The sequence below is a fragment of the Microbulbifer maximicatervae (SeqCode) genome (genome assembly GCF_052467825.1).
Genome location: NZ_CP174327.1, coordinates 3,836,605 through 3,862,868, shown reverse-complemented (window position 1 = coordinate 3,862,868; position 26,264 = coordinate 3,836,605). Strand labels below are relative to the sequence as shown.

The window sequence follows — 26,264 nt, the reverse complement described above, 5'->3', positions numbered from 1 at the left end:
GGCAATTCTTTAGACCAGGAAAACGCTATGAAACCTTCTCTGTTCCCGCGCGTATTGTTATCCGCGGCGATTATCTCTGCAGCTAGTATGGCGCAGGTATCTTATGCACAAGAAACCGCAGCGGGTATCCGCGGATCTATTACCGGTAGCAATGGGCAAACAATTAGCGATGCCAAGGTAACGGTAGTTCACACCCCCTCAAACAGTCGTCGGGTTGTAGAGGTGAGCGATTCCGGCCAGTTCAACCTAAGTGGCTTACGTGTAGGTGGACCTTACACTGTAACTATAGAGTCCGACGAAGGTAATCGGGTATTAGAAAATATCTACCTGTCTGTAGGCGATACCCTGCCGCTAACCTTAACCTTAGACAACTCCAACCTGGAAGAAGTGAGCGTAATTGGCCAAGCTATAACTAATTCTCGCTTGGCTGTCGGCCCCTCTTCTCACTTTAATAGTGATGATCTGGCGAGCGCGCCTTCTGTAAACCGCGATATTAAAGACCTTGTTCGACTAGACCCACGCGTCTATATCGATGAAGCCAGTGACGACTCCATTAAATGCACTGGTGCAAACTCACGCTTCAACAGCCTGACTGTTGATGGCGTTCGCATGAATGATAACTTCGGCCTGAACGGATGGGGCTACCCGACAGAGCGTATGCCTTTCTCATACGACGCCATTGACCAGGTTGCCGTAGAACTTGCACCTTTTGATGTTCAGTATGGTGGGTTTAGCGCATGTAATATCAATGCTGTTACCAAGTCCGGCACCAACGAATGGCACGGCTCTTTCTTCTATGATTATACTGATGACGGATTCCGCGGTGACTCCTTAGAAGGAGAAGACATCGACACAGGCAGTTTTGATGAGAAGCGTTACAATGCTGCGCTGGGCGGTGCCATTATTGAAGACAAGCTGTTTTTCTTTGCTGCCTACGAAAAACTGGAAGGTGTAGCCAACTTCTACCGCGGCCCTGCTGGCAGCGGCGCAGCCACCGAAATCCAGGGTGTTTCTCAGGAGCAGGTGAATGAAATTACTCGTATCGCCAATGAAGTTTACGACTACAATCCCGGCAGCCTTCCGTCCGGTATCCCAGAGGAAGACGAAAAACTGTTAGTCAAACTTGACTGGAATATAAATGATAATCACCGCGCCTCTCTTACTTACAACTACAATGATGGTTTCTCTATCGCAGAATCTGACGGCGATCCCGACGAACTGGAATTGTCCAACCACTATTACGAGCGCGGTGCTGAGCTGAACTCCTACGTCGTGCAAATGTTCTCTGACTGGAGTGACATCTTCTCGACTGAAATGAAGCTCGGTTATTCTGAATTAGATAATCGTCAACTTTCTCTCGGCGGCACTGACTTCGGTGAAGTTCAGATTACCACTTACAATGACCACGATAATAATGGTAGCGATTCACGTGCCACTGTTTACCTCGGTGCAGATGACTCTCGACATGCGAACAAGCTGAGCTACGATAACCTGACCTTCAAGCTAGCGGGCAAGCTCCTTCTGGGGGAGCACAACCTGACTGCCGGCTACGAGCATGAAAACTTCGATGTATACAACCTGTTTATTCAGGAAGCTGCCGGTGAGTATCGCTTCAGTAGTGTAGAAGACTTTGAAGCCGGCACCCCAAGCCGTATCACCTACGAAAATGCGACCGGTACCAATAATATTCTGGATGCTGCTGCAGAGTTCGCCTACGACATTGATACTTTATATGTTCAAGACGAATACACTTTTGCAGACGTGGACCTTACCGTTGTAGCTGGCTTGCGCTATGACCGCTATAGCAGTGATGATAAGCCTGTGGAAAACTCTGATATCACCGCTGCCTACGGCTTCTCTAACCAGCACACCATGGATGGCCTGGACCTGTTGCAACCGCGCTTGGGTCTAAGCTGGAACGTCGATGACAACCTAGAGGTTCACGGTGGTGTCGGCCTCTACTCTGGCGGCAACCCCAACGTTTGGATCTCCAACAATTATTCCAATAACGGTGTAATACAGATCGAAGCTCAGGATAGATCTGGCACCTCCCTGTTTGGTATGGATTGGACTGGCAATGGTAATCCTATCTACGATATCCCCCAGTCCCTCTATGATCAGGTTGCCAGCGGTGATGGTTACCTGGGCGGCGTAAACCTGATGGATCCGGATTTCGAAGTCCCATCTGTCTGGAAGTATGCAATTGGTGCTAGCTACGAATTCGAGTCTGGCTACTTGCTGTCTGCAGATTACCTGTACACTGACTACCAGGATGCTGCAATCATTCAAGATATCTCGCTTGAGCAAGTTGGCACTACCTTGGATGGCCGCGCCATCTATGATAGCTCCAATGACCGTAGCGGAGACTTTATGCTTACCAACGTGGACGGGGACTCTGGTTTCTCCAGCGTGTTCTCCCTTGGACTGAGCAAGTCTTTCGACTTTGGACTGAATGTAGCAGTTGGTTACGCTTTCACTGAAGCTGAAGACGTCAACCCGATGACCAGCTCTGTGGCCTACTCCAACTACACCACTATCGCGACTACCGACGCGCAAGATCCAGGTACAGCCACTTCCAACTATGTAGTACCTCACCGCTTTACTCTCAAGCTTGATTACGCCCAAGAGTTTTTTGCCGGTTACGAAACGCGCTTCACCCTGTTCGGTAGCGCCAACGAAGGCTTACCCTATAACTATACATTTGCCGGTAGTAACTTAACTGGTGTTGCGGGTTATGATAACGCGCTGCTCTACGTCCCAACCGGAATAGATGATCCCAATGTAGTGTTCGGGGATGACTTTGATACTGATGCATTTTTTGCATGGGTTGAATCAGAAGATCTGGACAGCGGCACCATGGAGCGCAACTCTCTGAATAGCGACTGGTGGACCAAGTTCGACCTGCGTATCGATCAGGAGCTGCCAGGTTGGCGTGCTGAAGATCGCGTAAATGCATACTTTGTTATCGAGAACCTGGGCAACCTGCTAAATGATGAGTGGGGCGTAATGTATCAAACCGACTTCCCACGCCATCAGCCTGCAGTTGCAGCCAGTGTTGATGATCAGGGCCGTTACGTATTTGGAGAATTTGTGGAACCCTCCGGCCAAACTCGCGTTGCTGATGCTTCTCTCTGGAGTGCCCGTATGGGTATTCGTTACGAGTTCTAATCCCACCTTTCCCCGTAAGGCCGCAGTGTTTACTGCGGCCTTTTTTGTTTCGCCTTTCCAGAAACCGGTTCTCTCTTCAATAGCTGCCGAGATAATTACTTTTCTGGGGCTAAACTTCTTCACCTCAAAAGCAGTAAGGCGTAAAGGTTGAGCGATTGGAAATAAAAAAGCCGCATTTACTTACAGCTTTTTACTCAGCATTAAGGCAAGCTCTGTAAGCTAAGCACTACCCAGCCAACGCGCCAAGGTTTCCCGAAGAAGATCCTTGCTCAGAGGCTTAGTCAGAAAATCATCCATTCCTGCTGCCAGGCAACGGCCCTCAAATTGCTCTTCAGTAGTACTGGTTACGGCAACAATAGGCAGGCGATCATCCGGGCGATGCTCGGACTCCCAGCGACGCAGTATCTCGATAATCTGCGCACTGTGATCCGTATTTTGCTGGCAATCCACTAGCACCAAATCATAATGACCTTCAGACAAGCGAACTAACGCATCATCAGCATCTACCGCTATATCTACCTGGTAACCCAGGGCCTGAAGCATTTCCTCAGTCACCCATTGATGAGGCCTAGACTCCTCCACCAACAACAAAGAGTAGTGACGCGGCTGATCCGCCCCACCGGTAACCACTCTTCGACAACTTCTTTTCGCACCGCCAAACAGTAATCCCACTAACGCATCGTGCAGTTCTTTACGGGTCACCGGTCGACTCAGATACTGTGCCGATGGTAAGAGTTGCTGCAGGTGAGCAAACTCACTCTTCTGTCCAAAGCCACCCAAGCAAACCAAGCGACCCTCTTTTTCCCCTGCCTCTTGGAATTCGTTAAAGAAAGGCGTAATGGAGTCGAAAAGAGTCGAGTCCCCCATTGCCGGCGCCATCATCACCAATTGGTTGCGCTCCACCGCTTGGCGTAGCAGCTGCTGGACTTCGCACTCACAACCTTCACACCAGCGGATCGACTTTACATCCATCCCAAAAGAACGCAGCACCTGCACCAAACCTGAAATAAATAGGCCTTTCTGATGAATTAACAGGACTTCAATATCCTGTAACTTTCTGTCCGGTGTGAGGTAGGTTCGCTGGTTTGGCTCGGTGGAATACTTGATCACCACCTGATAGCGGTTACCATCTGGGGTTGAATGCAGTTGAAGGTAACCGCCCATTGCTTCGGCTAGGCCTTTAGCAATCGAGAGTCCGAGACCTGTAGTTACCTGGGTGGTATCCATACGGGAGAAGGCACCGAAAAGTTCGCTCTCGTCCGGCAATATCTCACCGCGCCCATCATCCATCAAAGTGATCGAGAGCTGCCCTTCTACCGTGGTGATCGGGTTATAAGATACCTCACCCCACAGCTCGCCTCTTTGGGCAATGCCAGTAGCGGAGTCCACCAGATTACGAATCAGCTGGGCCGTTTTGCGATTATCCCCTGTCACCATCACCGGGAGGTTGTCATCAATCTGGAAGTTAAATTCTAACTCCTGACTGTGGGCAGCTCTCGCTGCAAACTTGAATGACTTTTCTACTGTCTTGACCAGGTTAAACGGGCCCTGGCGCAACCGAATATCTTTGCGAGCCACCCGGGTAAACAAACCCACATTATCAACCAGTTTGAGTTGCTGGCTACTGGCAACCTTGGCCAGCTCTACCCATTCGCGCTGACGGTCACTCAATGGCTCAGCTTCGAGCAGCGCTAAGGCACCAAGGGAATCAGACAGCTGACTGCGGAATTCCTGTCCGATATTAACTATGAACTCATTGGTCAGTTCAACTGCAGCTTCAGAGTGTTTACGGGCTGCAGCCAGGCTACTCGCTCTCTGTTGCAGCTCCTGCATCGCAGACAGACGCTCCCAATAGTTCTCCGATTCGCGACGGCCCTGGTGGGCAGTCAGCCAAATAAAAGCGAGGGTGAGAGTCCCGTAGATGGTCCCCAGGATCATGCCCGAGAACAGTGCCATTAGCGCTGCTGGCAGTAGTGAGGTTGCGGTGAACCAAGTCAGGAAACGATGGTAGGGAGAAAATACGGTGGTGACACTGGAGCAAAAGATTACTGAGTAGATCCACAGGAAGTGGGTCTCAGGCGCAAACCCCATTAAATAGACAAAGTAAAATAAGGTAATACCCCACCAGGCTGAGCCGATAATCGAGAACAGGAAGTAACGATTGCGCCAACGATTTGGTCCCGAGCCATACAGGTGGTCGAAGCGAAAAACGTAGTAGCCCCTGATCAGGGTTAGTACTACCAGGCCGATTCCCATTGTTAATAACAGGCGCGGAGCTTCTAGGCGCATGTCGCCAATAGAGGCTGCGATCAGAAATGCAAAAAGGGAGAGCACCATGCCGCGCCGGGTATATTTGGCGATACGCATATCAGTTGCGCGGCAAATACGTCTGTCTTTTTGAACCTTGAGTTCAGGGCGATCAAATATAGACATTGCGACCTTCCCTGAGAGACTGGGTATCCGGTGCCATTGAAGCTCCCTAGCCTATCCCGAGTACTTCAACCAAAACGGTCTTTATTAGAAATCCCAGCAATCCAAGCCCCAGAGCGAGGAACAGAATAAATGTTCCAAATCTACCAGCCTTGGAGTCTTTTGCCAGGTTCCAAACAATAAACACCATAAATAGAATTAGTGCACCGATTCCCAACCACAGGGAATACTCTTCAAACTGCTCAAATGTCATGCGTGCATTCGCTTAAAAAATTGGCGCGCATTGTACAGTGCTTAAGGGCAACTGGTAAGTCATTGGCAAAATCTAGTCGACCACCGTACCATTTGGTAAAACTATAAATTCAAGCACCTTGATAGTAGTCGCCATCCTCTGAAGCGTGAGTGCCGCAACGAAGCCTGCGAACCTCTTTATCCCGGTAGCGGCTGTCATGCCAGCATCTAGGAAGTGGCTCACCAGAGAGGAAGCATAAGTCAGTTTTATCGAAGACTTCTGGGTCCTGAATCTCTTCACCCCACAAATAACGGCCTACCACAGTCAGCTCGTAGGGATTCGAAAGTGTGACGATATCAGCCACTTCTACCAAATGCTTGGTGGATATGTCTTTAAAAAGCATAGTGGCACCTTTTTCCTCATTACTAATCCAGTATAGGGCTAAAGATGACATTTCCGCCTAAAACCGTCCTCCTTCTGTGAGGGTGCACACGATTGGGAGCGCCGATGACAGAGTGCGCTAAAGAGGTGGTTACCGGGGAGAAGTAGGCTCGAGTTCTATATTCGAGCCTGTCAGTAGGGAGGCTACTAGCCTTCGATCGTCAATCGAGCGGAGACCATGCCTTCATCCGCAAGGGCATCCAGATTAATCGTGCGAACAGCCATTTTCTCTTGCATTAGGCGATTCAACCAGGGTTGCAAATCCTGATAACGGACTTCTTCAATCCACAATCGGATGCGGTTTTCACCCTCAGGCTCAAAGCGCTTAATCACAATCTGGTTTTGTTTGGCCGCACCAGTAACGCGCTGCAGAAGAGTTCCTGAAGCACTACCAGCACCACCGCCTGCGGGCTTTATTCGCTCCAGCGTCGGGCGCTGGCCCTCCATCCAGTTAACCAGCTCACGATTTTCTTCCGCTCGCAAGCGGGACTCATCAAAGAAGCCCTTTGCCGGGGAATACAGGCCATAAACTATAAAAATTACGGCTCCGAATATACTCAGCAAACCCAAGGCTCTCTGGTCATTGGGCGGAAGTGCCTGCCATTTCTGGCGCCACTGTTCGATCTGTTCTTTCATTATATTGCTACCACCAATCTCTTCTTACGCCTGGCTGCTTTATATAAACCGCTGGCTCTAACGTAAGCGAATACGGCCTGAAACGCCTTTTTTCAACTCGTTCGCACCTAACAGGTCCGCCTTGATCCCACCGCCAGATAGCTTGCTGACAAATGCATCGAGATCAGACAGGTTTTCTGCCTGAAGCTGCAACACCATTTCTCCACGCTGGCCATCAAAACGAAGGGATTGCAATTTTAATGCGCCCCCTTTGTGAGCAATCCAGACTTTGCTCAACTGTTGCATCTGGGTAGAGAAAGCACCACCCTGATTACCCGCGCCTTTCAGGAAACCTTCAAGCTGTCGGCGCATCTGGGCAGACGGTCGAGTATTCGGGAACAATTCCGTAAACATCGCCCGGGCCTGCTCTTCAGACTGGTTGCCCTTCCACTGATAAAAAGCACCGGCACCAACGAAAAACAGTAGCTGGATAACAAAACAAGCGGCAGCAACTTTAGCCGGGCGTATCCACCAAGCCGCAGCGCTCTTATTACTCGATAACTGATAATCTCCAGTTAGCAAGTTTGTTAGCAGCCCCAGCTTGAACCGTTCAATAAAGACTTCTTCCGCTGAGCGCTGGTTTAGCTGTAAGCCATCGCCAAACTGGGATTCCAACTCAGCAATCAGCAGCCCATCCTGCTCGCCAGCCCCCAGCAGTACTACCTGTTTGTTATCGATCGGCTCGCCGCTTTCAGAATCATCTTCGCCTTCGGATTCATCACCTTCATCAACTAATAGCGAACCAAGAAGAGGTTGTAAAAAATCGCGATTAACAGTTAGACCCTGCCCGGCACCTTTCCAGATATGCGCTTGGCCGCCATCCAGCCACAGGCGAATGTCACCTTCGATCAAGCTAAGTAATTCATACTCCGGCACTACAGCAGCCAGCGGCCACTGGAGCCGCTCCAACTGGGAGTGAAGCGCTTCTATTTTTTCAACATCAATGGCGTATACGCTGCAGAGATCACCGGTGCGGGGTCTGCAGGCAAAGTGTAAGTCCTCGACATCCTGGGCCAAATGCTCCTCAACCATGTAACCAATGGCACTTGCCTGGCGACGAGCTGCCTTAGGTATAGTTTCGAGACCGCTCCATACCCAGTTACCAGGCACCATCAGTAGCGCTTTGGCGCCATCAGGAAGGTTGAGCTGAGGGAATTCTGGCTGCTCTTCGACAGTTTCAAATTCGGGATTAAATGCCAGAGAAAATTCTGAATCCAAGGCTACTTGTTGCCAAATACCCTCTTGCCACTGATGCAAGCGCAGAGTCAGGTCAGCAGTTTCGCTCAGCCGCAGCAGAACCAGAGACGACTGGGGAGGCGCTGTAGGGGCTTCAATCTCGTTAATGCTTTTCTTTTTAAACATACAATTTCTAACTATTCGCTCTCTTCAGTGCTTTCGTACTCGAGCAACTCCTGCATCATTTGACCAGAAAAGGCCCGGCGCTGGCGCTGGCGCACCCGAACCTTGCCATCTGTACTATTCCGAACCAGGGCGGACTCCCAATACTGCCTGTATTCGCCATCGCTTCCGAGTTGGACAGCAATTCGCGCCAGAAAGTGCTGGCTTTGATAAGTAAAAGGCCCCGAGTTAGCGATTTCATAATCTGCATATTCACTCGAGTCACTGATGTAACCACCCGACTCGCGGAGTTGCACCAACTTGGAAACACTTGCGGAAGGCTCAATCGCCTCGATTAACTCTTCAGAAGCCGTGTTGATATTCACCAGGGTTCCTGTCTCCGGGAGGGCACAAAGGAAAGGCACAAGTTTCTCCCAGTCCTCTAATTCCATATCTACTACCGATGACAACTCAGTAATATCAGTGATCATCATGTCCGGTGTTCTGTGGGCAAGTTCCCTTCCCAGGTAGCCGTCATCCTCTGTCCCCGAGGTTCGCGGGGTATCGCCATCGTCCACCCAATCTGCAATTGACTTGGCCAGGTCAGACTTGCCGGTAACATTATTCACCAGGCGCTGGAAGATCTCGAATTGATCACTATCGCTGCTATCAGACAAATTATTCACGTTAAAACATGAATGTAAGTCTTTGATATTCATGCGAATTTTGCCATTATCAGGATTGAACTGCAGAACTGGGAATGCCCAGGCCTCCAAGGCATGGTCTGCGGTTTCCTCCTCTTCCTGGTCTTCCTCGAAATCCTCCAACAGCGCTACCCGTGTCCAGGCCTCTGCCGCTTCAACAAACTCTGCCAACTGTGTGTTGGCCAACAGTGCACCGCTGCGGGAAATCGCAATCTGATCGCGCAAGATAGCGTGGGATACCGCCGCAATGGCAATCACCATCACCAGCAGTACAACAATCAGAGCCACCCCTTTTTGACGAGCCAGCGACCTCGGCATTTTTCTACCTTTCATCGCCTAACGCTCGTCATCATCATCGTCATCAGAAGAGGAACTGTCTTCCGCTGCCAGTATCTGGAAGACACGACGGACCTCCCCGTACTGTCGGGTAACGATGACAAACTCAATAGCTTGCGGAAGCCGTATATCCGCTTCTGTTTGGGAACCGTCCGAGCTGATCGGTGGCCACTGAGCAACCCAGGCATCAGTGTCTGGGTCCAGGTATTGAAGGCTTAAACTTTCGACTCCCATTAGCAGAGGCTCGGCGATGGGCGCAGAATCGGGAGACCGATCCAAGACCTGCCAGCGACTGCGCAGTAATAATCCACCTATATCGTCCTCGCCCTCCCGGCCAGTGCCGGTGGTCAGGGAATCGATCTCAAGATCCTCGGCGTATCCGATGCTATAACTCAAACGCAATAGCTCGCCCCGAGGTTCCCCGGTGAGATTTGCCGCACCAAGGCGCGTAAATTCCAACTCATCTTCATCACCACGTAACGCATGCTCATAACCGCTGTAGGCATTCTTAACAGCGCGGGCAGTTACCTGGCGAAAATCATTGTCTATACGGTACATCGCCATAGAAAAGCGACGTAGCTGCTCGGCCCTCTGGTCCACCATCTCTTCCGTGTCAAAAAAGAGTCCCAACAGCGAAAAGGAACCGACACTGATAATGGCGACAAGAACTAAAACTATGAGGACTTCAATGAGGGTAAAGCCCGACTGGCTGGAAAGGCGCAAAGACATATCAGTTACTCCTCAGCAGCCCAAGCATCCAGGGTCAGAGTTGGGTACTCAGCATCCAGGTGGCCTACTTCAATAATGATATGGCGCAAGCGCTCATTACTGGTGGCCTCCACTCGGGCACTAACCTCCCACTCCCTTTGCCCCAAGACCACCTGATCTGTTTGTTCCCCTAAAGGAGGCCAAGGAGTTTGCACGCGGACTTGGGAGAGCACTTGTTGGGCAACCCAGTTTGCCGAGAGGCGATCCTCCATCACCCGCTGCTGGCCAACACTGCGCTGCATTGCCTTCAGAACACTGGCGGCAATAACCCCAAAAATAACCAGGGCTATCAAGACTTCTACCAATGTAAAACCGCGCTGGGCTCTCTTAAAATTCATCGGCCTGCCACTCTAGCTGCAATCCGTTCAGGCTGGTGTAAGAAATAGTCGCACCTCGAACGTCGTCGCCACTCTCAACAAGGTACATGGCAACTTCTACGGGAAGTACCTCTCCACTGGAGAGAGCAACAAATTGCGGAACGACTCGATCTTCATTGGTCTCTTCTGCAAATTCCGTGGATTCTGTCGACGGCAGCTCCGCCTCAGTTATCACTTCAAGGCGAACAATTTCCGGCAATTCATGGGTGGCAAAACGCGCAGCACGCCTCCCCGACGCAACCGAATCTATCGGCAACCAGGTCATTGTTTCTTGCTCAAAATGCACCACGCTATAAGTGCCCTGCTCAAAAACAACGCCGTAATGCATTTTGTCAATCAGGGCTCGATCCGCAACCAACTGCAATAGCGCCGACAAGCGCTGGGCTTCTTTTTGCCACACGCGCCCGCCGGAATTCCCCATCGATAGAGTCGCCATGCCCGCCAGAGAGGCGATGATGACAATCACTACCAACAGTTCGATCAGCGTAAAGCCACGGCTTCGACCGATGCTATACATCAAGTGCAAATTTCAGGTGTTACAGGTCAGTAACGTAGATATCAGCGGCTTCGCCCTCACCGCCCGCTTTGCCATCGGCACCGAGGGTGAACAGATCGTAGGCACCGGCACTGCCTGGGCTGATGTATTGATATTCATAGCCCCAAGGATCTTTTGGCGCTTTCTTCAGGTAGGGCTCAGTCCAGTTCTTCGCTTCGGGGAAGCCGGATGGGCGGGATACCAGTGCCATCAGGCCCTGATCAGAGCTGGGGTAGACAAAGTTATCCATGCGGTAAAGGTCTAGTGCAGTCTCGATAGCTTTCAGGTCAACCCTGGCCGCTTTCATTCGAGCTTCGCCGGTCTTGCCAAGAACATTAGGTACAACCAGTGCACCAAGCACCCCGAGAATTACGATCACCACCATAATTTCAATCAGGGTAAAGCCACCACTTTTACGTAGGGTTTTCATTTTTCTCTCCTAGTTCACTCTAACTCTGGGAACCCCAAGGGTCACGATACCCTTCGTGACCCCAATTATTTAAAAGTCACCAAATCAGTAAATTACACGATTCCCCAGCCTAAAGCAGCAACATGCCCAGCAAAACTGCCGCTCCCAGCCCAACAAGAATCTTCGACGCCTCTAGCAGTGTAAAGCCGGCGCTGTTGCGCAAGGATTTCATACCAACCTCCTGAAGCAGCTACGCAATTTCTCTTTGACCTACACCTAATTTGAGCATTAAACAACCAATTCGTTCATGCTCAGAATTGGCATCATAATAGCCATAACGATGAACAACACGATCGCAGCCATTATCAGCAGCATCAGAGGTTCAAAGATGCTCACAAAGGCAGTTACCGCACCCTGCAAATCCTGCTCTTGCGAATCCGCCGCACGCTGAAGCATTTCATCGAGAGTGCCCGAAGATTCACCACTTGCGATCATATAGATCATCATCGGTGGGAAATAGCCTACATCTTCCAGGGCTTTACGAAGGCTCCCGCCCTCGCGCACGCTCTTTTGAGCCGCATCGAGTCGGTCTTTAAGGAAGGTATTGGTCATTACTCCACCAGCGATACCCATGGCTTGAACCAGCGGCACACTGCTGCCCGTAAGAATCGCCAGGGTCCCTACATAGCGAGCACTCTGTGTCCCTCGCATCATCCAGCCAATAATTGGCAGCTCCAGCAAACGGTGGTGGAAACGATACCGAATTGCCGGGCGCCGCAGCATCATCACAGCGCCAAAAATGAGCGCCCCAAGTGCCGGCGGCACCAGCCAGCCCCAGGCAGAAATAAAATCGCTCATGGAGACCAGGATGCGGGTAGCCAGCGGCAAAACCTGCCCGGTGCCGGTAAATACCTCGATAACATCAGGTACCACGTACACCATCAAACCGGTTACAACCAATACACAGATAAATACCAAAACAACTGGGTAGATCAGAGCCAGCTGCACCTTCTGCCGAAATTGCTGCTGCCCTTCCGTATAGTCACCAAGGCGATCCAGCACCGCATCCAAATGACCAGAGTGCTCCCCTGCTTCAACCGTAGCGCGATAGAGTTTGGGGAATGCCCGTGGAAAACTGCTCAGGGCCAAGGCGAAACTGTGCCCTTCAAGAATTTTGCCCCGAACAGCCAATACCACGCGTTTGATTTTTTGGTTCCGAGTCTGGTTGGCAATAGCCCCAAGGGTTTCTTCCAGGGGAATTCCCGCTCGAAGCAAGGTGGACATCTGACGAGTTAGCAGGGCCAGGTTTTTAACACTCAGCCCAGGGCTACCAGATAGAAAGCTGGCGCCGCCCTTCTCTTCTTTCTCGGTAGCTGCACTGACTTCCAGGGGCACCATGCCTTTCGCGCGCAGTTGCTGCCGCGCAGCGCGCGCGCTATCCGCCTCGAGCGTACCGCGACTCTTGCGGCCGGATGCTGCCAGCGCTGTATACTCAAAAGCTGCCACAATCAGGACTCCTGCGTAACTCGTAGTACTTCCTCAAGGGAGGTCCTACCCGCTAGTACTTTCTCTACGCCATCATCACGGATGCTGGGGCCAAGCTTGCGTGCTTCCGCAACCAACTTGCTCTCTGAAGCGCGATCGTGGATCAATTGGCGCATCACTTCGTTGAGCGGCACCAATTCATAGATACCGATACGACCGACATAGCCACTGTGATTACACTCTTCACAGCCATTAGGTCGATAGATGATGGCTTCCTCTTCAGGCCCGACGCCCAAAACCTCACGCTCGCTACTGTCAGCCACATGAGGTTGCTTGCATTCAGGACACAGAACTCGCACCAGGCGCTGGGCAAGAACACCAATCACGCTGGACGACAGCAGAAAGGGTTCAATTCCCATGTCCACCAGACGGGTTACCGAACCCAAAGCGGTGTTGGTGTGCAGGGTTGAAAGTACCAAGTGTCCGGTCAAACTCGCCTGGATTGCAATCTGCATAGTCTCCAGGTCTCGAATCTCACCAACCATCACTACATCCGGGTCCTGACGCAGGATCGCGCGAAGCCCTCGGGCGAAAGTCATATCAGCTTTGGTATTAACCTGAGTCTGTCCAACCCCTTCCAGGTTGTATTCCACCGGGTCCTCGACCGTCAGAATATTCTTCTCACGGTTATTGATACTACCGAGGCCAGCATACAAGGTGGTGGTTTTACCGGAGCCCGTTGGTCCGGTCACCAGGATAATGCCGTGGGGATGTCCCAACAGGTCTGTCATCACGCGCAAGTCGCGATCTGCCATCCCCAGCTTACTCAGGTCCATTTTGCCCGCTTGCTTATCCAGCAAACGCATTACCACCCGCTCACCCGCCGATGACGGCATGGTAGAGACACGTACATCTACCTCTCGGCCAGCCATCAAAAGGGAGATCCGGCCATCTTGAGGCACGCGTTTCTCGGCGATATCCAGTTTTGCCATTACTTTAATACGGGATACCAGCAATGGAGCCAGAGCGCGTCGGGGTTGCAGTACTTCACGAAGTACACCATCGACCCGGAAGCGCACGACGAGGCGCTTCTCAAAGGTTTCAATATGAATATCCGAGGCGCCCTGCTTGAGCGATTCGGCAAAAATTGCGTTGATCAATTTGACGATAGGTGCATCGTCTTCCTGTTCCAACAAGTCCTCAGTCTCAGGCAGCGAATCGGCGACCGCTGCAAGATCCAGGTCTTCACCCAGGCCTTCGACTTCGGAGAGGTTGCCACCCTCCCTGTTTTCATACAGGCGCTGCAAAGCACCCTGGAAAACATCTTCCTCTACAGCCTCCAAAGATACAGCCGCACCACTGATGCGCTGTACTTCGGCAACCGCTGATGGGCTCAGCGGCGCCACATATTGGCAGAGGGGTTTGCCTTCCTGCTCGGTTAACAGAACCTTGTGACGCTTTGCGAAAGCGTAAGGAAGGCGGCGAATTGTTGGAGTCCCTGTTCCTGTTTCAGCCGTCATTTAGCTTCTTCTACCTCCAACACCTCAACCTCAACATCCACGTCTTCTTCGACTGATTCAATGGCAGCACCATCTATAGAACCATCTACTGGCGCAGGGCTCTCGTTGTAGGTGCCTGTTGGCGGCATCAGGTCAGGTAGTACATCACCGCGGTGCCAATCCCAGATCAGGCTGGTGCGGTCTTTCAGGAATATTTGCTTCTGCTGCATATCCATGTAGCGCTTGCGCGTCTCCTCATAGCCAGCAACTTGACTACTGAGGATTCTGGGACGCAAGAACACCATCAGATTAGTTTTGCTAACACTCTTCTCAGTGTTTCTGAACAAGCGACCAATGCCGGGAATATCACCGAGGAGAGGCACTTTGGACACGGTTTCATTAACCTGATCTTCCATCAAACCACCCAGTACCAGGATCGCGCCATCATCGATCAATACTTTTGTGCGGATCTCACGCTTGCTGGTAACGATGTCGGATGCACCTTCCGCTGCAGCCGTAGCAGAAGACAAAACGTTTTCAACCTTTTGCTCGATCTCGAGAGTTACCGAGTTGTTGTTATTCACACGGGGAATCACTTTAAGAGTGGTACCCACATCCTCACGCTGGATAGTGGTAAACGGATCATCATTGCTACCAGACAGCAGCTGTTCACCGGTAATAAAAGGTACGTTCTGGCCCACCAAAATCTCAGCTTCTTCATTATCCAAAGCCATAATCGTTGGTGTAGAGAGGATATTGGTATTGCTCTCTGACGCTACGGCATTAATCGCAGCACGGATATCACCGCCACTGAGGTAGCCCAGGTGCAATGCGCCAGCTCCCACCAAATCAGTCACAGGAAGTGAAAATGGGTTGGGCTCCCCATCGGAATCCGTACCTAACTGGTTATTCCAGCCGGCAACAGCATTACTGCCGGAACCAGCAATCCAACTAATACCCAGTTCGCTACCTGTACCTTCAACTACCTCTACAATAATTGCCTCAATCAAAACCTGCGCTCTGCGCACGTCCAACCTGGCAATAACACCTTTCATCGTTTCAAGGAGAGCGGGAGGAGCAGTTAACACTAGTGCGTTGAGCGATTCGTTAACTTGAATGCTGACTTCGATATTCGCCGCTTGTTGGTCTTTCTCTGTGTTCTGGATGCTACCGCTCATACCCTCGAGGATAGGCTTCAGATCTGCTGCATTGGCATACTGGATATAAACAACTGCGGTGTTGCCTTCGCCATCCAGCGGTGCATCGAGACGGCCTATTACCGTCTTAATCTGCTGGCGGGTAACAGGGTCTCCGGTCAGGAGAATACTATTGGAGCGTTCATCCACAGAAATACGCAGCGGCTGCACTTCCTTACCCGCTTTGCCTCCACTCGATTGAAGTAGATCGGTAAGAACTTGCTTTACTTCCTTCGCAGAAGCAAACATCAACGGCACCACTTCAATATCAATAGCGCCGGCGCGGTCAAGTTGCTTCACCAGGCGAATAATCTGGTCAATATTCGCAGCGCGGTCAGCAATTATCAGAGTGTTGGTATCAGCATAAGCAGCCAAGTGCCCAGTTTGCGGAATCAGCGGGCGCAACATAGCAATCAGCTGTGAAGCGGAAATATTCTCAACCCTTATAGTGCGAACAACCAGGGATTCCGCGGGAGCTCGAGTGGCCTCATCTGCGACAGGTATCGCCTGCTGCTTGGCCAGCGCATCGGGAACTACTTTCCAGGTTCCGCCCTGTTCCACCAAACTAAAGCCATTGACTTGAAGCACCGACATAAATACATCAAAGGCTTCATTGTGAGTCATTGGGTCACCGGCAACTACGGTAACCTTACCCTTAACATTCGGGTGGACAATAATATTTTTGCCAGTGAAATCAGCAGCCCAATTGATCAGATCACGAATGTCTGCATTGTCGAGAGAAAGGGTAACCCGCTCCGGGCCCTGAGCCAGCGTTGCAGTACAAACAAAAAAACTCAATCCGACCGCAAGCAGCCGTCGATAAAACATCTTCATCATTATTTATCTGGCTCTAGTAAATGTTCAAAAAATCAAAACAATCTAGGTAGATAGTTTTTATTTAGGCTCACGCTGAGCACGACGCTCGCGGGCCAATTCACGCAGCTGCTCCATTCTCTCCCGAATGTTCTGCTGGTTCTCATCTCTTTGAGCAGTTCTTCTGGAGGAGCTGGAACTTGACGTTCTCTGTCTGGAGCTGCTGACGCCTCTCAATGGTACGTTTGGCCTTCCGTCCACTTCTGGGTATGTCAGTTTTTCCATCCTGCCATTACGACGAAGAACCACATGGTCAACCTCAACAGAATAAAGTTCGGCGCCACCTGGAAGCCGATCACCGACATACAAACGCTTGGAGGGTTTACCTTTCTCCGACACCAGAGCACTGGCTTTGGTTTTATTGGAGCTGTCAAAAACACCGGATAAAACAATATTCAGCTGGGTCAGAGGAATATTTTCGAGGTCGACTTCAGGGGCTTCTGTAGCCTTTTTAGGTTCAGCACGTCCAAAGAACGGCGTGCTGGGAAGACTGGCAGCGCTGGGGGGAGGAGCACCTCTCGGGCTTTTGCGCTCCGCGAGCAGGGATTCCTGAGGATCGCTTGGGACCAATAGGGAGCCATAGGCAAACAAATTGCCAGACAACCACAACAGGCCAATAGCTGACGCCGCCATAGTGCCACGGGAGAGACCTTTGCTCGACTCGCCCTGGGCAAACTTATTGCCAATTGAGCCAACGGCTCGCGCTAGAGGGGACATGAACATACCCACATACAAGTTCAACTTTCTGAGGTTATTGGTTTTTGACGCCTATTTTCTTGCCTCAGCCCGGGAAAGGCAACGCTCTTTCAAGTTAAACGCCGCAAACCCTCATTTCGTCCCTTAAATTGCACACTAGTTCCGCAGGTTGTCACCAAAAAACGAAAAAAGGCGGCATGACGCCGCCTTTTTCAATGCCCGCTAGTATAGCAATCGGACATTACAGCTTTGTTTCAAGCTCTGGTACAGCTTCAAACAGGTCAGCTACCAGACCGTAGTCAGCAACGGAGAAGATCGGTGCTTCCTCGTCTTTATTGATGGCTACGATAACTTTGGAGTCTTTCATACCTGCCAAATGCTGGATCGCGCCGGAGATACCAACGGCAATATACAAGTCAGGAGCTACGATCTTACCGGTTTGACCAACCTGCATATCGTTAGGTACGAAACCTGCATCCACAGCAGCACGGGAGGCACCAACTGCAGCGCCCAATTTGTCGGCCAGCTTGTACAGCATTTCGAAGTTTTCGCCATTCTGCATGCCGCGGCCACCAGAAATGACTACGCTCGCAGCGGTCAGCTCAGGACGATCGGATACAGCCAGCTCTTCGCCGACAAAAGAGGAAACACCAGCGTCATCCGCGATATCTACAGACTCAACCGCTGCACTTCCACCTTCAGCCGCCACGGCGTCAAAGGCAGTAGTACGTACAGAGATTACCTTGATGGCATCGGAGCTCTGTACAGTGGCAATGACGTTACCCGCATAAATCGGGCGCTTGAAAGTATCTGCACTTTCAACAGCGACGATGTCGGAAATCGGCTGAACATCCAGCAGCGCAGCAGCGCGTGGCAGCATGTTCTTACCGGTAGTAGTGGCTGGAGCCAGGATATGACCGTAGTCTTTACCCAGGTCCGCTACCAGCTTGGCAACGTTCTCAGCCAACTGGTGCTCGTAAGCAGCATTATCTGCCAGCAGTACCTTGGAAACGCCTTCAGCTTTAGCAGCAGCCTCCGCTACAGGGCCGCAGCCAGATCCAGCAACCAATACAGCAACATCACCACCAATAGCCTTGGCAGCAGCGATGGTGTTGAGCGTAGCGCCCTTCAGTTCGGCGTTGTCGTGTTCAGCAATAACCAGAATGCTCATCAGATTACCTTCGCCTCGTTTTTCAGTTTCTCTACCAGTTCAGCAACGTCAGCAACCTTAATGCCTGCTTGACGCTCAGCCGGCGGCTCAACTTTCAGGGTTTTGGTGCGGGGAGTGATATCAACGCCCAGCTCATCCGGGGTCGTGGTATCGAGAGGCTTACGCTTTGCCTTCATGATGTTAGGCAGGGAGGCGTAACGCGGCTCATTCAGGCGCAGGTCAGTAGTAACAATGGCAGGCAGTTTCAGTTCAACAGTCTGCAGGCCGCCGTCAATTTCACGAGTTACCTTAACAGCGTCGCCTTCTACGGCAACTTCAGAGGCGAAGGTACCCTGCCCCATGCCAGTCAAAGCACCCAGCATCTGGCCGGTCTGGTTGTTATCGCCATCGATGGACTGCTTGCCCAGAATTACCATTTGAGGCTCTTCTTTCTCAACAATCGCTTTCAGGCATTTGGCTACTGCCAGAGGCTGCAGCTCAGCATCGGTCTCAACCAGGATACCGCGGTCGGCACCCAGGGCCAGTGCAGTGCGGATTTGCTCTTGGCATTGCTTGGAGCCCATGGAAACGGCGACTATCTCGCTGACAACGCCTTTTTCCTTCAAGCGCACCGCCTCTTCTACTGCGATTTCGCAGAAGGGGTTGATAGACATTTTGACGTTGGCTGTATCAACGTCAGAGCCGTCCGCCTTGGGGCGAACCTTGACGTTGTAGTCAACAACGCGTTTCACAGCTACAAGAACTTTCATGGAAATCCCGTCTCAAATATGCTTTTTAACAGCCGCGACTGATAATTCACGTCGCGAACGGATACGGTGTTCTGGTCAAACAAGTGTTTGAACGGCGTGTATGGTGGCGGTTCTATAGCGCAAAATCAATAGTCAAATGGAAGTCCCTCCTGCCATTCACAAAATCTATTTCCGGGAATAAGAACCACCTATCCACCCCCAGTAAGCCGTTGAAATACAGCGCATTTGCCATAGCAAATGAATAGTCATGCAATTGGTAGGGTTGATTAAACGCCTATATAATCCGCCAGCAATATAAATGATAAGGCCGGATTGGCCGCAAAAAAGTTGAATACAACTGCTGAGGAGAGTGCCGTGGAACGCGAATCAATGGAATACGATGTAGTGATCGTGGGTGCCGGCCCCGCTGGATTGGCCGCGGCCTGTCGTATTCGTCAGCTCAATGAAGACGTCTCTGTATGTGTCGTGGAGAAAGGCTCAGAAGTAGGAGCTCACATCCTATCCGGTGCTGTATTTGAGCCCACCGCCCTGAATGAACTCTTCCCCGACTGGAAAGAACGTGGAGCTCCCCTCAATACCGAGGTAAAAGGCGACGACATCTACGTCCTGCGCAGCGAAGAGAACTCTATAAAAGTCCCCAACATGTTTGTGCCCAGCACCATGCACAACGAGGGCAACTACATTATCAGTCTCGGCAACCTGTGCCGTTGGCTGGCAGAACAAGCCGAAAGCCTGGGAGTGGAAATCTTCCCTGGCTTCGCCGCTGCCGAAATTTTGTACAACGAAGATGGCTCTGTAAAAGGTATCGCTACTGGCGATATGGGCATCGGCATGAACGGAGAGCAGAAAGACTCTTACATGCCAGGCATGGAGCTGCATGCCAAATACACTCTCTTCGCTGAAGGTTGTCGCGGTCACCTGGGCAAGCAGCTGATAGAACGCTTTAAGCTAGACGAAGATGCCGACCCACAACACTACGGCATCGGTATTAAAGAGATTTGGAAAGTCCCTGCGGACAAACACCAGCAAGGCCTGGTTGTTCACACTGCTGGCTGGCCGCTGGAACAAAGCTCCACCCACGGTGGCGGCTTCCTTTACCACCTCGAAGACAACCAGGTTGTTGTCGGTCTGATTACTGACCTCGCCTACAGCAACCCCCATGTGAGTCCATTTGACGAGTTCCAGCGCTATAAACACCATCCGGTAATCAAGCAGTACCTGGAAGGTGGCGAGCGCGTCGCCTACGGTGCCCGCGCCATAGTAAAAGGTGGCCTTCAATCCCAGCCGAAAATGACCTTCCCTGGCGGCCTGTTGATCGGTGATAACGCCGGCACCCTGAACTTTGCCAAGATCAAGGGCAATCACACCGCGATGAAATCCGGCATGATCGCGGCTGAGTCTGTAGTTGAAGCCCTCGCCGCTGAGCGCAATAGCGAAGAGCTGACAGACTACACCACCAAGTATCGCGATAGCTGGGCCTGGAAAGAGCTGCACATGCAGCGCAACTTCGGCCCTGCCCAGCACAAATGGGGCAACATTCTGGGATCTGCCTATGCATTTGTGGATATCAATATCTTTAAAGGCAAGCTTCCCTGGACCCTGCGCGACACCAAGGCTGACCACGCCCAGCTCAAGCCTGCTGCTGACTGCGCAAAGATTGACTATCCGAAGCCCGACGGCGTACTCAGTTTTGACAAGCTATCTTCCGTGTTTATTTCCAATACTAACCACGAAGAAGACCAGCCTTGCCACCTGACCCTGAAGGACCCAGAAGTTCCGCTGAGTCACAACCTGCCGATTTACGATGAACCCGCGCAGCGCTACTGCCCTGCCGGTGTTTATGAGGTTATTGAAGATACCAACGGTAAGCGCTTCCAGATCAACGCTCAAAACTGCGTACACTGTAAGACCTGTGACATTAAGGACCCAACCCAAAATATTGTTTGGGTAACCCCTGAAGGTGCCGGCGGTCCCAACTATCCAAATATGTAATTGGGTCTACACATAAAAAATGGCGCCGATGGCGCCATTTTTTATTGCTTGAGAACGCATATTTTCATGCACTTAATCCAAGGCACAGCCAGCTGACCTCCCTAGAATTTGTACTGCGCGCTCAATGCGAAAGTCTGCCCAACCTCCTCTTCAAAAACGGTGACACCCTGCCTCTCAATTTCAATGGCTTCACCCAAAAGGTTCTGCACTTTCGCCTTCACCGTCACCTCATCAGTTGGATACCAGAAGTAAGTTAAATCCAGAGAGTGGAATGGCTGCTCAAATGAATCGGGATGAGGATCTCGCCCCGCTTTGTAAAGGCGCTCACCAAATACGTTGTAAACCAAGCTGGCAGAATGGTTCCCGTCCGGGCTATCAAAGCCGAGTAGCATATTAACCACATAATCAGATGCCCCTGTCATTTCGCGGACTGCATTAGTCGGTGCATCAGCCTCATCACCGGCAACAATTTCCGAGTCTTGAAGCGTAATATTGCCCTGCAGGAAGAAGCTATCCATTGGGTCAGAGATAAAGCCAAGGCTTTTCATACCCTCTATTTCTATACCGGTAATCTCACCAGACTCAGCATTTATAATCTCTCGCGCAATATTGTCATCACTTGAGGCAGCTTCAAAAAACTCAATAGGATTAACAATATCCTTATAGAAAGCCGAAATAGTCAGGCTATCGCCGCTATCAAAAAACCACTCTGCGCGAATATCGTAGTTGTCGATCTCCGACGGCCGAACACTCGAATTCCCCCTGATCTGATCATCAGTGTGCGGATCTATATAAATAGCGTCGGTAATTTCACGCAAGTCGGGCCGAACAGCGGTCTTGGATGCACCGAACCTCAACTGGAATGTCTCCGCCCAAAATGACCCCATATAGGTCAAGGATAATGAAGGATAAATATCATCATCCGTATATACCGCTTCAGCCAACTCCTCGGGGTCATTCGTAATCTGTGGTTCACTTTGCGAGAAACTATAGGGGTTCCACTCTAAAGCAGCTTGACTATAGTCCTCCCATCGGGCCCCGGCTGATATACGCCAGGTTTCCTCAAGAGTCCAATCGAATTTACCGTAGATCGCATCTGTCGAAGTAGCGGCCAAATAACTTTGCTTGTTACTGCCAGACTTGGCAAAAACAAAGTTATTTTCATCGTTAGTGATATTGGTATCGCTAAACACATCACTCAAAGGGTCATCAAGAATTGAGGGGTCAGCCACACTGAAGATATCCAATCCAAATTCAGTTTGCTTATAGGAGCGCCCCTTCTCAATTCGAGCAAACCCACCACTCAACTCCAACGAAGACGAGGAAAACTCAACGGGCAATGTTGCGGACCAACCGTAGTTTCGGACCTCATCCTCCAGCTCGGTAAATCGAAAACTCGCACTCCGCGAAGCAATATCCACCGTTGAGTTAATAACCTCTCCGGTTTCAGGGTCAGTTTCGGTGTTAGCAATCACCTCAACCTGATTGGGGATATCTGTCATCGCCGTTGAATCGGAGTAGAACCAGTCAACCACCAAATCCTCAGGCACCCAACTTAGGGAGCTGACGGACAGCAGGCCTTTTGTTTCTGGACCAAGAGAGTGGCTTCCCTTTATTTGATGAAGCACCAGCTCCCGCTCTTCATACTTCAGGTCATAATTTCTCGATCCAGCGCCATCAGACAATAGACGATTTGAGTCAAAGTAATCCCTGATTGAAGTCTCATCGTCCGTATTCCTCAAATACAAACTGATACTCTCAACCGAATGCTCGTCCGCAAAACGTATACCTAGGTTTAAATTTCCACTGATATCTACGGAGTAAGTAGACTCGGTTCGACGGTCAACCTGCTCCTGTGGGTTACCGTAGTCACGAATAGTGCGCTCACTCTCCCTCCACTTACTCTTGTAGGAGGCTCCAGCCAGGAAACCGAACTCCCAATCGTCCCCGTAGTAGAAGCGATTCCCTACACTAGCCTTGTAGTCTTGGTCAGGATCGCTAGATTCCTCTTTAATAGAAATATCACGATTCAAGCTTAGGGCGAGTTCCCTATTTAGCGCTTGAGCCGCCTTTTCCGCCTCCTGGTTACTTGAATACTCATTCCCCTCAGCAATCAAGGTATCACGGATATCCGCAACTGAAATATTACCCTTGAAGCGTTGCAGTGCCGCAGATATCTCACCCGGCATCGCCCTGGTACCATCATCAGCACCCCAAATATCATCATCTCCACCGCTGTAGCTGAGCACATCACCATTGACTTCACTATTGGTGCCCGTACCAACTTCAATAGCGTAAGTCAGATCATCAGGTATCCCTTTGGTGCGGATATCGACATTACCACCTCCAAACGAGGCAGACTTATCAACTGAGTAGCTCTTCTGTACCGCTAGCGATTCCACGATAGAGGTCGGGAATAGATCTAGTGGGATGACATTTCTGGTCAGATCCGGGGATGGCACCGTCGAACCATTGAGAGTTGTACTTGAATATCGCTCACCCAAGCCCCTTACGTAAACGAACTTGTCACTTACCAGGGATAATCCGGATACTCGTCGCAGCGCTGCGGCTACGGTAGAGTCCCCCACCCTGCTGATCATCTCAGCCCCGAGGATATCCGTAACTACCTCCTCCTCCAGGCGCTCGCTGATTAGGACTTCAGCAGAGTCCTTCAGCCGCCCCTGGACTACAACCTCTTCAATCCCAGGAGTGGCACTATCAACCAGTTCAGCATCCTGTGCATACACTCCAGCTGCAAATGTGGAGCCCGCAGCTACCGCCAAAACAAGCGGCGCCCTTTGAAATCTTTCGCACTTAACCATCTCTCAGGCCTCTTTTCATTCCTAAGAATCACGGTCTTAAATCAAATAAGGCGCCGACTCCATCAGCGAAGGCGGCGCCTTAATTGATTGGGATTAGCATCCCCAACCGCTACCTCGATCTATTACTCAAACCAGAGAGGTTGAGCGCGATCACCCTGGTGAAGACCGTAAGTCCAACCCTGAGTCCAATCGGTACCATCCTGCTCAAGCGCACCCAAATAGGCACGACCCAGTTCGGCAGAAACCGTAGGTGCAACGCCATCGATCACTTGAGCAGATGCATCAACTGTGAACATTGCAGGGGAACCGCCGAGTAAAACAAAGTCAGTATCGGCATTAGAGGTTGGATTAACTTCACCGGAGATAGTGGCAAATTGGTTACCGCTATCCACAGCCCAAGTCTCAACATTGAAGCTGTCTTCATCGGTTTTAGTGCGATCTTCACAGGCGAAAATGTTGGAAGTCAGAGCCACCTCAGTCCCAGCAGATGCTTCGCCGCGAGTTTGAGAGCTCTCAATACGCAGGCAGTAGTTATCGCCGGCCACGCCAGTCTCATCAGCAAAGAAGGAGGCCACAACTATAGAATTAGTGATCATTGGATAAATACCCTCACGCAGGCGCCAGCCTGCACCGGGGTCATGAGTACCCTCTTCTTGAGCGGAAACAATACAGGTCAGCCCGTCAATTACTGGTCGACTGTTGAGACCCTGGCTGATCAAGGTGGAATAATCAGCTCCATCACTATATGAACCGATGCCATCGGCCTCTATACAGTGATTGCCGTCAGTCTCACTTTGAATCACCAAAGCATTGGTAATACTTCCACGATAACCTTCATCAATATCAATGGAGTCATCGCGAACGTAGAGTGCAACATAATTTTCGACATCTACAGCGCCACCGAAGAACTCGATACCGTCATCGTAAGTTGAGTATGTTTGAAGGTTACGGATCGTTGTGCCATTACCTACAGCATCAAAAGCAATTCCGTTCAACTCATCACCACTAGCAACTTCTGCGCCAGTGTGTTTGACAACAACGTACAAAAGCTCTCCCGAGTTATCGGCATTGTTGTCACCGCCGTAGTAGGAAGTATTGTCATCAGTGGATCCTTCAGCAGCTACGTGACACTCGCCATCAAGAGTCAGATCACCACCACCAATAGAACCTGTATATTGGCATTTGTTCGTTACACCAAAGCCATTAATAACCATTCCACCCCACTGTGAAACATCCTCCGGACCTACAGTGCCAAGAACATCAGTTTCTGACGTAAAAGTGATGGGAGATGTTTCTGTACCGCGAGCAAAGACTTGCGATCCACGGTTTACAACCATAAATGCTGAATTATCTTTAAAAGCGATAGTGGCGCCCGCCTCAATTTCCAGTTTTACGCCGTCACCACCCTCAGAAATACCGGCTGCTGCTAGGTCAGAATCGCTGGAGTAACTTTCTCCAACAAACAAACTGCCGCTAAAGACATGAGCTCCATTGCTATCCAGCGCAGTGAGATATAAATCTTCAGTTAATGGGTTTGCAGCAGAAACAAAATCAGTTGTGTAATAGCAGTTACCACCGCTAAATTCACCTTGTACACTTGAACTTTCTATAGTGGCACATGGATTTTCATCAGTGGAACCTCCGCCAGGATTTGTCACTGAATTATCTACCGAGTTGTCCACCGAGTTATCTACTGTTTCCGGCTCGATACTCACACCGCCACCGTCACAACCCGCTAATAGCGCAGCAATCGCAGCTGCCAGTAAGAGCTTATTCTGTACTCGCTTCATGTTTCCCCCTATAGGAATTTCAATCCAAAACTTTAATTGCTTCAACTCCGCCATTTTTAAAAAAAATAAATGACAACAACCAAGCAAATAAAAACTATATTTTTTGTTTCGCCGTAGCGATTTGGACGGAGGGAAGTTTAGAAATACACTGTTGCGGATTTGTTACTTATTTAGATATTTCCGTAAATTATCGAATTAATATTCGATTCCTTTCAGAACAAATACACTTATATTTCCATAAGATTTCAAACACTATTTTTTTAATAGAAATGAAATACAGCAACACCACAAATAAATGGTACGGACATGTATGTTCCCGGGCTATTTTCCGGACTCAGGCAAGCACCGGCGTAATCAAGTATAAACCCCATAGTGCTAATCAAAATAAAGAAGTGATAGTGGCATCCACTAAACAGTTTGATACCAAAGATATAAATAAGGAAAGTTCGTCGAGAGAGTAAGGTCAGGTGCTATAGAGTCAAGTAAATACTTTCTAAACTCGAACAGTGAAGAGCAAGGCTATAAATTAAAGCCCCAGCTACAAATCAGCGCTGAGGCGCGAGGAATCCGCCAGCAGG

20 protein-coding genes are annotated in these 26,264 nt (G+C 50.5%); 2 read left to right on the top strand and 18 right to left on the bottom strand.

All coding sequences use genetic code 11. The features are described 5' to 3' along the window. Nucleotides 1-27: 27 nt before the first annotated feature. A complete protein-coding gene (locus ACJJII_RS17235) occupies nucleotides 28-3,168 on the top strand; it encodes a TonB-dependent receptor (RefSeq protein ID WP_444917069.1) in 3,141 nt (1,046 codons plus the stop codon). A gap of 219 nt (nucleotides 3,169-3,387) precedes the next feature. Here the strand turns inward: ACJJII_RS17235 and ACJJII_RS17230 are convergent, their stop codons facing one another. The 16 genes from ACJJII_RS17230 to ACJJII_RS17155 form a co-directional block, all read right to left on the bottom strand. After that, nucleotides 3,388-5,601 carry a hybrid sensor histidine kinase/response regulator gene (locus ACJJII_RS17230; RefSeq protein WP_444917068.1) on the bottom strand — a complete coding sequence of 738 codons (2,214 nt, stop codon included), beginning with the start codon at nucleotides 5,599-5,601 and terminating at the stop codon, nucleotides 3,388-3,390. Between the two features lie 46 nt (nucleotides 5,602-5,647). After that, the gene (locus ACJJII_RS17225; protein ID WP_282932717.1) at nucleotides 5,648-5,851 is read right to left on the bottom strand and encodes a DUF2788 domain-containing protein; all 204 of its coding nucleotides are present in this window, start codon (nucleotides 5,849-5,851) and stop codon (nucleotides 5,648-5,650) included. Between the two features lie 109 nt (nucleotides 5,852-5,960). Then, a complete protein-coding gene (locus ACJJII_RS17220) occupies nucleotides 5,961-6,233 on the bottom strand; it encodes an acetyltransferase (RefSeq protein WP_282932716.1) in 273 nt (90 codons plus the stop codon). Nucleotides 6,234-6,418: 185 nt separating this feature from the next. Then, nucleotides 6,419-6,907, bottom strand: coding sequence for a type II secretion system protein M (locus tag ACJJII_RS17215; RefSeq protein WP_444897209.1), 489 nt, complete (start codon nucleotides 6,905-6,907; stop codon nucleotides 6,419-6,421). Between the two features lie 57 nt (nucleotides 6,908-6,964). Next, nucleotides 6,965-8,308: a type II secretion system protein GspL gene (gene gspL / locus ACJJII_RS17210; RefSeq protein WP_444917067.1), complete on the bottom strand. Its 1,344-nt coding sequence runs from the start codon at nucleotides 8,306-8,308 to the stop codon at nucleotides 6,965-6,967. A gap of 11 nt (nucleotides 8,309-8,319) precedes the next feature. Continuing rightward, nucleotides 8,320-9,306, bottom strand: a complete 987-nt coding sequence (gene gspK, locus ACJJII_RS17205; protein WP_444917066.1) for a type II secretion system minor pseudopilin GspK — start codon at nucleotides 9,304-9,306, stop codon at nucleotides 8,320-8,322. Between the two features lie 18 nt (nucleotides 9,307-9,324). Then, a complete protein-coding gene (locus ACJJII_RS17200) occupies nucleotides 9,325-10,053 on the bottom strand; it encodes a type II secretion system protein GspJ (RefSeq protein WP_444917065.1) in 729 nt (242 codons plus the stop codon). Nucleotides 10,054-10,058: 5 nt separating this feature from the next. Continuing rightward, on the bottom strand, nucleotides 10,059-10,430 hold the full coding sequence (gene gspI / locus ACJJII_RS17195) for a type II secretion system minor pseudopilin GspI (RefSeq protein ID WP_444897205.1): 372 nt from the start codon (nucleotides 10,428-10,430) through the stop codon (nucleotides 10,059-10,061). After that, nucleotides 10,420-10,986, bottom strand: coding sequence for a type II secretion system minor pseudopilin GspH (gspH, locus tag ACJJII_RS17190; protein ID WP_444917064.1), 567 nt, complete (start codon nucleotides 10,984-10,986; stop codon nucleotides 10,420-10,422). The genes gspI and gspH overlap by 11 nt, the downstream gene beginning before the upstream one ends. Nucleotides 10,987-11,005: 19 nt before the next feature. Continuing rightward, nucleotides 11,006-11,434, bottom strand: a complete 429-nt coding sequence (gene gspG / locus ACJJII_RS17185; RefSeq protein WP_282932708.1) for a type II secretion system major pseudopilin GspG — start codon at nucleotides 11,432-11,434, stop codon at nucleotides 11,006-11,008. A gap of 267 nt (nucleotides 11,435-11,701) precedes the next feature. Further along, nucleotides 11,702-12,919 (bottom strand): type II secretion system inner membrane protein GspF, encoded by a 1,218-nt coding sequence (gspF, locus tag ACJJII_RS17180; protein WP_413665695.1) that lies wholly within the window; start codon nucleotides 12,917-12,919, stop codon nucleotides 11,702-11,704. A gap of 2 nt (nucleotides 12,920-12,921) precedes the next feature. Beyond that, complete coding sequence (gspE, locus tag ACJJII_RS17175) at nucleotides 12,922-14,418, bottom strand: type II secretion system ATPase GspE (protein ID WP_444913696.1); 1,497 nt, start codon at nucleotides 14,416-14,418, stop codon at nucleotides 12,922-12,924. Further along, the gene (gene gspD / locus ACJJII_RS17170) at nucleotides 14,415-16,430 is read right to left on the bottom strand and encodes a type II secretion system secretin GspD (protein ID WP_444897203.1); all 2,016 of its coding nucleotides are present in this window, start codon (nucleotides 16,428-16,430) and stop codon (nucleotides 14,415-14,417) included. The genes gspE and gspD overlap by 4 nt, the downstream gene beginning before the upstream one ends. 57 nt (nucleotides 16,431-16,487) lie before the next feature. Next, nucleotides 16,488-17,183, bottom strand: coding sequence for a type II secretion system protein N (locus tag ACJJII_RS17165; RefSeq protein WP_444917063.1), 696 nt, complete (start codon nucleotides 17,181-17,183; stop codon nucleotides 16,488-16,490). A gap of 220 nt (nucleotides 17,184-17,403) precedes the next feature. Next, on the bottom strand, nucleotides 17,404-18,333 hold the full coding sequence (locus ACJJII_RS17160; protein WP_413665691.1) for an electron transfer flavoprotein subunit alpha/FixB family protein: 930 nt from the start codon (nucleotides 18,331-18,333) through the stop codon (nucleotides 17,404-17,406). Further along, nucleotides 18,333-19,082, bottom strand: coding sequence for an electron transfer flavoprotein subunit beta/FixA family protein (locus tag ACJJII_RS17155; RefSeq protein WP_282932702.1), 750 nt, complete (start codon nucleotides 19,080-19,082; stop codon nucleotides 18,333-18,335). Before ACJJII_RS17155 ends, ACJJII_RS17160 begins: the two co-directional genes overlap by 1 nt. 354 nt (nucleotides 19,083-19,436) lie before the next feature. Here ACJJII_RS17155 and ACJJII_RS17150 point away from each other — a divergent pair, with 354 nt between their 5' ends. Next, nucleotides 19,437-21,074, top strand: coding sequence for an electron transfer flavoprotein-ubiquinone oxidoreductase (locus ACJJII_RS17150; RefSeq protein WP_413665690.1), 1,638 nt, complete (start codon nucleotides 19,437-19,439; stop codon nucleotides 21,072-21,074). 101 nt (nucleotides 21,075-21,175) lie between these two features. Here ACJJII_RS17150 and ACJJII_RS17145 read toward each other — a convergent pair whose 3' ends face one another. After that, nucleotides 21,176-23,896, bottom strand: a complete 2,721-nt coding sequence (locus ACJJII_RS17145) for a TonB-dependent receptor domain-containing protein (RefSeq protein ID WP_444917062.1) — start codon at nucleotides 23,894-23,896, stop codon at nucleotides 21,176-21,178. Nucleotides 23,897-24,018: 122 nt separating this feature from the next. Next, nucleotides 24,019-25,686, bottom strand: coding sequence for a beta-helix domain-containing protein (locus ACJJII_RS17140; RefSeq protein WP_444897198.1), 1,668 nt, complete (start codon nucleotides 25,684-25,686; stop codon nucleotides 24,019-24,021). Between the last annotated feature and the right edge of the window lie 578 nt (nucleotides 25,687-26,264).